This is a genomic window from Oceanobacillus sp. J11TS1 (assembly GCF_018333215.1).
Classification (GTDB): Bacteria; Bacillota; Bacilli; order Bacillales; family Amphibacillaceae; genus Oceanobacillus.
Map to the genome: position 1 here is coordinate 41,824 of NZ_BORO01000027.1, position 7,825 is coordinate 49,648.

The 7,825-nt window shown below is 39.7% G+C and carries 6 protein-coding genes; all 6 read right to left on the reverse strand.

Annotated features, from left to right (window positions below; genetic code table 11):
* Positions 1-10: 10 nt before the first annotated feature.
* The gene (locus KI343_RS16515) at positions 11-868 is read right to left on the reverse strand and encodes a 3-hydroxyacyl-CoA dehydrogenase family protein (protein ID WP_212927528.1); all 858 of its coding nucleotides are present in this window, start codon (positions 866-868) and stop codon (positions 11-13) included.
* Positions 869-884: 16 nt separating this feature from the next.
* On the reverse strand, positions 885-2,072 hold the full coding sequence (locus KI343_RS16520; RefSeq protein WP_212927529.1) for an acetyl-CoA C-acetyltransferase: 1,188 nt from the start codon (positions 2,070-2,072) through the stop codon (positions 885-887).
* 88 nt (positions 2,073-2,160) lie between these two features.
* Positions 2,161-4,269: a heterodisulfide reductase-related iron-sulfur binding cluster gene (locus KI343_RS16525; RefSeq protein WP_212927530.1), complete on the reverse strand. Its 2,109-nt coding sequence runs from the start codon at positions 4,267-4,269 to the stop codon at positions 2,161-2,163.
* Between the two features lie 811 nt (positions 4,270-5,080).
* Positions 5,081-6,751, reverse strand: coding sequence for an arginine--tRNA ligase (gene argS, locus KI343_RS16530; RefSeq protein ID WP_212927531.1), 1,671 nt, complete (start codon positions 6,749-6,751; stop codon positions 5,081-5,083).
* A gap of 3 nt (positions 6,752-6,754) precedes the next feature.
* Positions 6,755-7,189, reverse strand: a complete 435-nt coding sequence (locus tag KI343_RS16535) for a YwiB family protein (RefSeq protein ID WP_212927532.1) — start codon at positions 7,187-7,189, stop codon at positions 6,755-6,757.
* A 334-nt stretch (positions 7,190-7,523) separates the two neighbouring features.
* Entirely contained in the window at positions 7,524-7,778 is a 255-nt protein-coding gene (locus KI343_RS16540; protein WP_212927533.1) for a hypothetical protein, read from the reverse strand.
* Between the last annotated feature and the right edge of the window lie 47 nt (positions 7,779-7,825).

Below are 7,825 nucleotides of genomic sequence, written 5' to 3' on the forward strand. Positions count from 1 at the left end.
CCCCTTTATATCAGTCACTGTATGTGTAAAATCCCCTGCCTGTTTTTTTGCCGAGTCTTCCTGCTTGCACGTATTGCCTCAGAAGCGGGCATGGGCGATATTTACTGTCGCCAAAACCATCATAAAGAATTTCCATAATGGATAGGCATGTATCCAGCCCAATGAAATCTGCTAGTTGTAATGGTCCCATCGGGTGATTCATCCCCAGCTTCATAACTTGATCCACGTCTTCTATGCTGGCAATACCTTCAAAAACGGTATAAACCGCTTCGTTAATCATTGGCATTAGAACACGATTCGAAACAAAGCCTGGAAAATCTTTTACTTCCACATCCTGTTTCCCTAGCGCTTCTGTCAGATCTTTCACCGTTTGGTACGTTGCTTCACTTGTTTCCAATCCGCGAATAATTTCCACCAGCTTCATGACTGGAACCGGATTCATAAAATGCATCCCAATAAATTGTTCTGCCCGCTTGGTAACAGCTGCAATTTCCGTAATTGGCAAGGAGGACGTATTGGTTGCAAAAATCGTGTGCTCAGGTGCAAGTTTATCCAGCTTGCGGAATACTTCCTGTTTTACTTCCAGATTCTCCACCACTGCTTCAATAATAAAATCTGCGGTTAGTGGTTTTTCATCTAGTTCGCCAACTACCTGGAGACGTTCCATTGCCTCCCTTTTTGAATCCGTTTCCATTTTACCTTTAGCAATATCTTTATTAAAAATATTTTCGATATACTGCTTTCCCCGTTCTAATGCTTCTTTATTGTTGTCATACAATTGCACTTGATAGCCGGAACGGGCAAAAACGAGCGCAATTCCTGCACCCATTTGCCCTGCTCCGACAACCATTACTTGTTTTACAGTCATGATAAGCACCTTCCCTTTAATTTGCTGGTACGTCAATTAAAATAGCGTCTCCCTGACCTCCGCCGCTGCAAATTGCTGCAATGCCTTTTCCGCCACCGCGGCGTTTTAATTCATGAATCAGTGTTAGGATAATCCGATTGCCACTTGCACCAATTGGATGCCCTAGTGCAACTGCTCCACCGTTGACATTGATTTTCTCCTCATCAATATCTGCAATTTGGCCACTGGCAAGCGCAACGACAGCAAAAGCTTCATTGATTTCATAAAGATCAATTTCTTCTTTGGATACCCCTGTTTTTTCTAATAAACGGTTAATGACTAAACCCGGTGTTTGTGGAAAATCCTTTGCTTCCACTGCTACTTCTGCATGGCCTAAAATCGTTGCCAGCGGTGTTTTATTTAACTCTTTCGCTTTTTCATCCGACATGACAACGACAGCACTCGCTCCGTCATTCACCCCAGGCGCGTTTCCTGCTGTAATCGTACCATCTTTATCAAATGCTGGTCGCAATGCAGCCAGCTTTTCAACAGATGTCCCTTTTCTTGGCGCTTCGTCTTGACTGACAACAATTGGCTCTCCTTTGCGGACTGGAATCTCAACTGGAGTAATTTCATCCGCAAACTTCCCTGATTCGATAGCATCAATCGCACGTTGATGACTCCGATATGCCCATGCATCTTGACGTTCTCGGGTAACTTTAAAGGAAGCGGCTGTGTCGTTTCCATAGTTCCCCATATGGTTTCCTGTAAAAGTACAAGTGAGGCCATCGTGAATCATTAAATCTTGCACCGTTTTATCCCCCATCCGGTTTCCCCACCTTGCGTCAGGAAGGATGTACGGAGCATTGCTCATACTTTCCATTCCACCAGCAACGATGACATCTTCTTCGCCTAAACGAATAAGCTGATCCGCTAAAGTGACACTGCGTAAACCAGAGGCACAGACCTTATTAATTGTTTCGGTTTTGACTTCCCAAGGGAGGCCCGCTTCTACCGCCGCCTGCCTTGATGGAATTTGCCCTTGGCCTCCTTGCAGGACCGTTCCCATAATCACTTCATCTACTTCAGCACCGTCTAATGCTGCTCGTTCTAAGGCAGCTTTAATTGCTTTCGCTCCTAAATTAACTGCGGTTAATGGGGTTAATGCTCCTCCAAATTTCCCAAAAGGGGTACGTGCCCCAGATACAATGACTGACTTCCTCATATAATAGCCTCCCTTTATGTTTTGAGCGAACGCTCGTTCAATGAGCAGCAGAAAGTATAGAGAGGAAATTCGTCCCCCCTCTATACCCTTATGCTGTTTTTTCTTCATTTTGATCCAAAACGGACAGTGCCAGAATCTCCGCAACATCCATAGTACTAATATCCTCTTCCACTTCTTTTGCTTTTGTGCCATCACTTAACATGGTTAAGCAATATGGACATGCACTTGAAATCATCGATGGCTGTACTTGCAATGCTTGCTCTGTACGTGCCACATTAATCCGATTTCCAGTTGTTTCTTCGGTCCACATTAAACCGCCACCTGCGCCACAGCACATGCCATTTTCACGGCTGCGTTCCATTTCTACCAGTTCCAAGCCTGGAATAGCTTTTAAAATTTCTCGCGGTGGGTCATAGACCCCATTATATCTTCCTAAGTAACAGGAATCATGGTATGTTAATCTCTCATTAATCGCCTTATTCGGCTTCAGCTTCCCTGACATGACAAGGTCATACAACAGCTGTGTATGGTGATATACCTCTGCTTCAAATCCAAAGTCAGGGTATTCGTTCTTAAATATATTGTACGCATGCGGATCGATTGTGACAATTTTAGTGACGTCATGCTTGGTAAATTGTTTAATATTTTTCTCGGCAATTTCTTGGAATAAAAACTCATTCCCGATACGTCTTGCAGTATCTCCAGAGTTTGCTTCTGTATTTCCTAAAATCGCAAAGCTAACACCCGCTTCATTCATTAATTTCGCAAAACTGAGGGCAATTTTCTGACTGCGGCTGTCGAAAGACCCCATGGAACTGACCCAAAATAAATATTCAAAAGATTTATCTTCCTTCTTTAATTCTTTTACGGTCGGAATGTATACAGATTTATCTTCGTCACGCCATTTGATACGATCTTTTTTCGATAACCCCCATGGATTACCTTGGCGTTCAATATTCATGACAGCACGTTGAATATCAGAATCCATTTTCCCTTCTGTCATAACTAAATAACGCCGCATATCAATGATTGTGCCAACATGTTCATTATTTACAGGACAAGCATCTTCACAATTTCGGCAGGTCGTACATCCAGAAAGTTCTTCTTCCGTAATCACATCTCCAATTAAGCTCATGCTCTCAACAGCTGCAGCTGCTTCGTGACTCCCAGCTGCTTGATTGCCAGCAGATCCGGAAAAAGCATAGGAAGGAACCCAAGCAGATTTACCAGTAACGGCTGCTCCTTTTTCTGTTAAATGATCACGAACTTTAATCATAATATCCATTGGTGAAAGCATTTTTCCTGTTCCAGCAGCTGGACAAACATCCGTACAGCGGCCACACTCTACGCACGCATAAAAATCTATCATTTGATGCTGTTTGAAATCTTCTACTTTTCCGACACCAAAAGCAATTTCTTCTTCACTTTCTTCCTCCGTATCTTCTATATCAAAATCGATTTTTTCTAATTTTCCAGGTACCTTCTTGCTCAAGAATACATTGATTGGTGCAGCAATTAAGTGTGCATGTTTAGACTGTGGTACGTACACTAAGAAAGTAAGCAGGGTTAACGTATGTACCCACCAGGCGATATAGAACAGGACCATCGCTGCATCCGCAGATATCCAGCCAAATAATGCCGCGAATAGACTGGCAACTGGCTCTGTCCATGCTAATTCATGTCCTTGCCATATAAGCGCCATCCCATTTCCAAATAACACAGAAATCATCAACGTTCCGATAAAAATAAGTACAAGTCCTGCTTTCAAGCCTCTTTTCAAACGGACAAGTTTCTCCATGTAACGACGATAAAATGCCCATACAACCGCAACTAAAATCATTAATGTAACGAGTTCTTGAAAAAAGACAAACCCTGGATAAAACATGCCAAACGGTAGGTGATTTCCAGGTGACAAGCCTTTGATAATCATATCAATGGCTCCAAATTGGACAAGGATAAAGCCATAAAACATCATGACATGAATGGTACCTGATTTTTTATCTTTTAATAGTTTCGATTGCCCAAATACATTTTTCATAATGCGTTTGATTCTTAGCTTTATCTCTCCATCAAACTCTGATTTTTTCCCGAGTCTAATATAAGCAACCCGTGTCGCGATGACCTTCGCAAATAAGAACAGTGCATAGACCGTCACAACTAAAAATGCAATCCAATTAATAATAAGAAATGTATCCAAGACCCTTCCCCCTCTTTTTTATTATAATACAAAGTGTTAGCGTTTTCATATTATAATAAAAAAATATTCTATCTCTACTTTAAAACATGAATGAACATTCAGTCAACCTATTTAGGGGGAAATGCGATAAATTTTATAATACATCAAAGTTATTTATAAAAAGCAGAGAAAACTTGTGATTTCAATCATAAGAGGAATCAGTATTGACTACTCGCATTTTCCGGCTATGCAGGGCCTGATTTAGTTTAAGCCCAGCATAAAAAATTTTCTCAAGCTGTTTTAAGGAAGTCATCATATTTTCTAATACTTCCTCTGCTGCTTAATTTTCTCCTTGGTTCTCTTAGAAGCAGCATCAAGTGGTGTCGTCTTTTCACCATTTAACCGTTGGGACTGCGATTACTCGTCCCATCAAAACCGTTGGGACTGCGATTACTCGTCCCATCAAAACCGTTGCTCTTCTGCAATTAATAACTTTTCCTTTAAATTAATCATTGCTTCTCTTCTCTCAAAAGCATCAATGCTCATAAGAACAAAATCTCCTTTCGTTTTTAGTAATCTGCACAGATATTTACGCTTATTCCGATAAAAGCTACTCACGGGAAGCTTTGTTATAAATCAAATTCAGCTACAAAAAAAGAATCTTAAACAAATAAGTATTATTATATTCAAATACATTTTTGAGTATACACATATTACAACACTTCCAACGCCTAAAACAACACACCATTTATCTCATTTGAATATGAAATACACAAAAAACCCGCAGAGTAATCATCCATTCTCTGCAGGTTTTTTTAATTTTATCTTCTATTTACATTTTCTCCGGTGCGGCTACGCCTAAAATTGCTAAGCCATTCGCTAATGTTTGACGGACAGCTTTCATTAAAGCAATTCGCGCACTGGTACGCTCCAGGTCATCGGCATCTAATACTTTTTCTGCGTTGTAAAAACTGTGCAAAGCAGTTGCAAGTTCGAATACGTATTGTGTCACCTTATGCGGCATTTGTTTTTCTGCTGCATCGGTAATAACCTGAGGAAGCTCTCCTACTTTTTTAAGGAGATCCAGTTCTTTTTCCGCTGTTAATAGGGATGCATCAAATGCTTTCTCTGTTGCAAAACCTTTATTTTTCGCTTGTTCAAGCATTGTACAGATACGTGCATGGGCGTACTGAACATAATAAACTGGGTTATCATTGGATTGCGATTTCGCAAGGTCCATATCAAAATCAAGCTGCGAGTCATTCGAACGCGCTACAAAATAATAACGGACTGCATCGATACCTACTTCATCCATAAGCTCTCTTAAAGATACAGCTTTTCCTGTACGCTTACTCATTTTGACTTTTTCGCCGCCTTCAAACAGGTTTACCATTTGAATAATCTTCACGGAGAATTTATCAACCGGATAACCTAATGCTTGAAGTGCTGCGCGCATTCTAGGGATATAACCATGATGATCCGCTCCCCATACATTAATAATTTGATCGAAGCCACGGTCTAATTTATTTTTATGATAAGCAATATCAGGTGTTAAATACGTATAGGCACCGTCCTGCTTCACGAGCACACGGTCTTTATCATCGCCGAACGCAGTTGTCTGAAACCATAATGCGCCGTCTTTTTCATACGTATGGCCGCCGTCTTCCAGCACTTTTAAAGCATGATCAATTTGATTATTTTCAAATAAGGAACGCTCAGAGAACCAGCTATCAAATTCAACACGAAAATCCTTTAAGTCATTTTCAATATTGCGTAAAGAAGCCTTTAAACCATACTCTTTAAAATAATCCAGACGCTTCTCATGAGTTTCTTCTTCCCACGCATTTCCTTCTTCTTTTACAAGTTTTTTAGCAATATCAATAATTGCCTGTCCGTGGTACCCGTCTTCTGGCATGTCGACAGGTTGACCTAATTCTTGAAGATAACGAGCTTCTACGGATAAGCCCAAATTATTAATTTGGTTTCCGGCATCATTAATATAATATTCTCTTTCCACTTCATAACCAGCAGCAGCAAATAGATTGCATAATACATCACCAAACGCTGCATTACGTGCATGACCTAAATGAAGGTCGCCAGTTGGGTTTACAGAAACAAATTCGACTTGAACTTTTTCGCCGTTCCCATCCTTAGAAGTACCATATGCATCTCCTGCTTTTAATACTGTTTCAATGACTTCGCCTAAGAAATCCTGCTTCATATAGAAGTTAATAAATCCAGGGCCAGCAATATCAATCTTTTCAACCGATGCTTCCTGCTTATCTAATTTTGCTATAATCTCATCTGCGATTTGGCGTGGTGCTTTTTTAGCAATGCGTGCTAGCTGCATCGCAATATTTGTAGCAAAATCTCCATGTGCTTTATCTTTTGGTTTCTCTAAAATAATATCCGGGATTGTATCTTCTGTCGCAAGTTCAGCAGCGATCACAGCTGCATGAATTTGTTCTTTTAAAGTCTCTTCTGTTTGCGCTAGTACATTCATTTCTTATTTCCTCCTTGAGAATTGCAACTTGAGCTGATGCTTACGTTCTAATTGTCCATTCAGCTTCATTGTATAATTGATTTCAAGCATCCGCGGCATGGTATTCTCCGTAAAAGTAATAGATTCGGAATAAGTTTCCATATGAATATTGCCATGCATATGCTGATAAATGTTTTCTGTTTTTTGACCCGATTGAAACTGCTGATTCATTTGGATTGCGCCTGTGCGTCGAATGGAAACACGTTCTGGCCGAATGGTAATCATATTTTGAATCGTTCCAGCTTCTTCGATAACCTCTTCGTATTTTAATACATCGATGTCACCTTTTTTAATCCATTCTCCTGCAACAGACTGTTCTTGTGTCTCCTGCTCATCTGAATCCATATCATAAATCACTGTTTTTAAAGTAATATTTACTTTTTCAGAATTTTGTTGCATAGATGCCCCTTCATTCATTGAATTTATATAATGTACCTATTATAGCGATAAATCCTTAATCGTGCTATGTCATGGGTTAATCAATTGTTTTGTCACTTACTTGTATATTACACCCACTTATCCACAGGTTGTATGCAGATGTTTCCCTTTTTATTTGCTATCAATTATAACATAACAAAAAAGCGAGGTCTTCTCTTTTTGGAGTTTTATAAACCACATTACGACAATTAAACCACCATATAAAAATACACCAACAACACCAATTTTAGCTAAAGTTTTACTAATCATTAAGATTATGAACTTATGAGATAAAAAAAACAAATAAAGAGAGGAATCACCTCTCTTTATCCCCTAATATAACATACATAGGTGGCTCAGTATTTTCGTCATCGTAAGCACCCGATCTGATTAAATGCATGCGCTTCATGACATATTCCTTCACTTGCATGTGTTCTGGTCGTTTCATATGTTCAAATTCTTGTTCATAAAACCCGTATACTACGCCAGTATGCAAATCCAAAGCATCAATAAATCTTTCGTCGTCTTCATCGATAAATGGAATTGTTATTTTGAAACTCTTTTTACTCAAATTAAAACCTCCTTGCCATATAAATACGACAAAGAGGTGTGATTTTC

Excerpts from the sequence above, each read along its gene's own strand:
- KI343_RS16515 (WP_212927528.1), bottom strand. The coding sequence starts at position 868 with ATGACTGTAAAACAAGTAATGGTTGTCGGAGCAGGGCAAATGGGTGCA.
- KI343_RS16520 (WP_212927529.1), bottom strand. The coding sequence starts at position 2,072 with ATGAGGAAGTCAGTCATTGTATCTGGGGCACGTACCCCTTTTGGGAAA.
- argS (WP_212927531.1), bottom strand. The coding sequence starts at position 6,751 with ATGAATGTACTAGCGCAAACAGAAGAGACTTTAAAAGAACAAATTCAT.
- KI343_RS16535 (WP_212927532.1), bottom strand. The coding sequence starts at position 7,189 with ATGCAACAAAATTCTGAAAAAGTAAATATTACTTTAAAAACAGTGATT.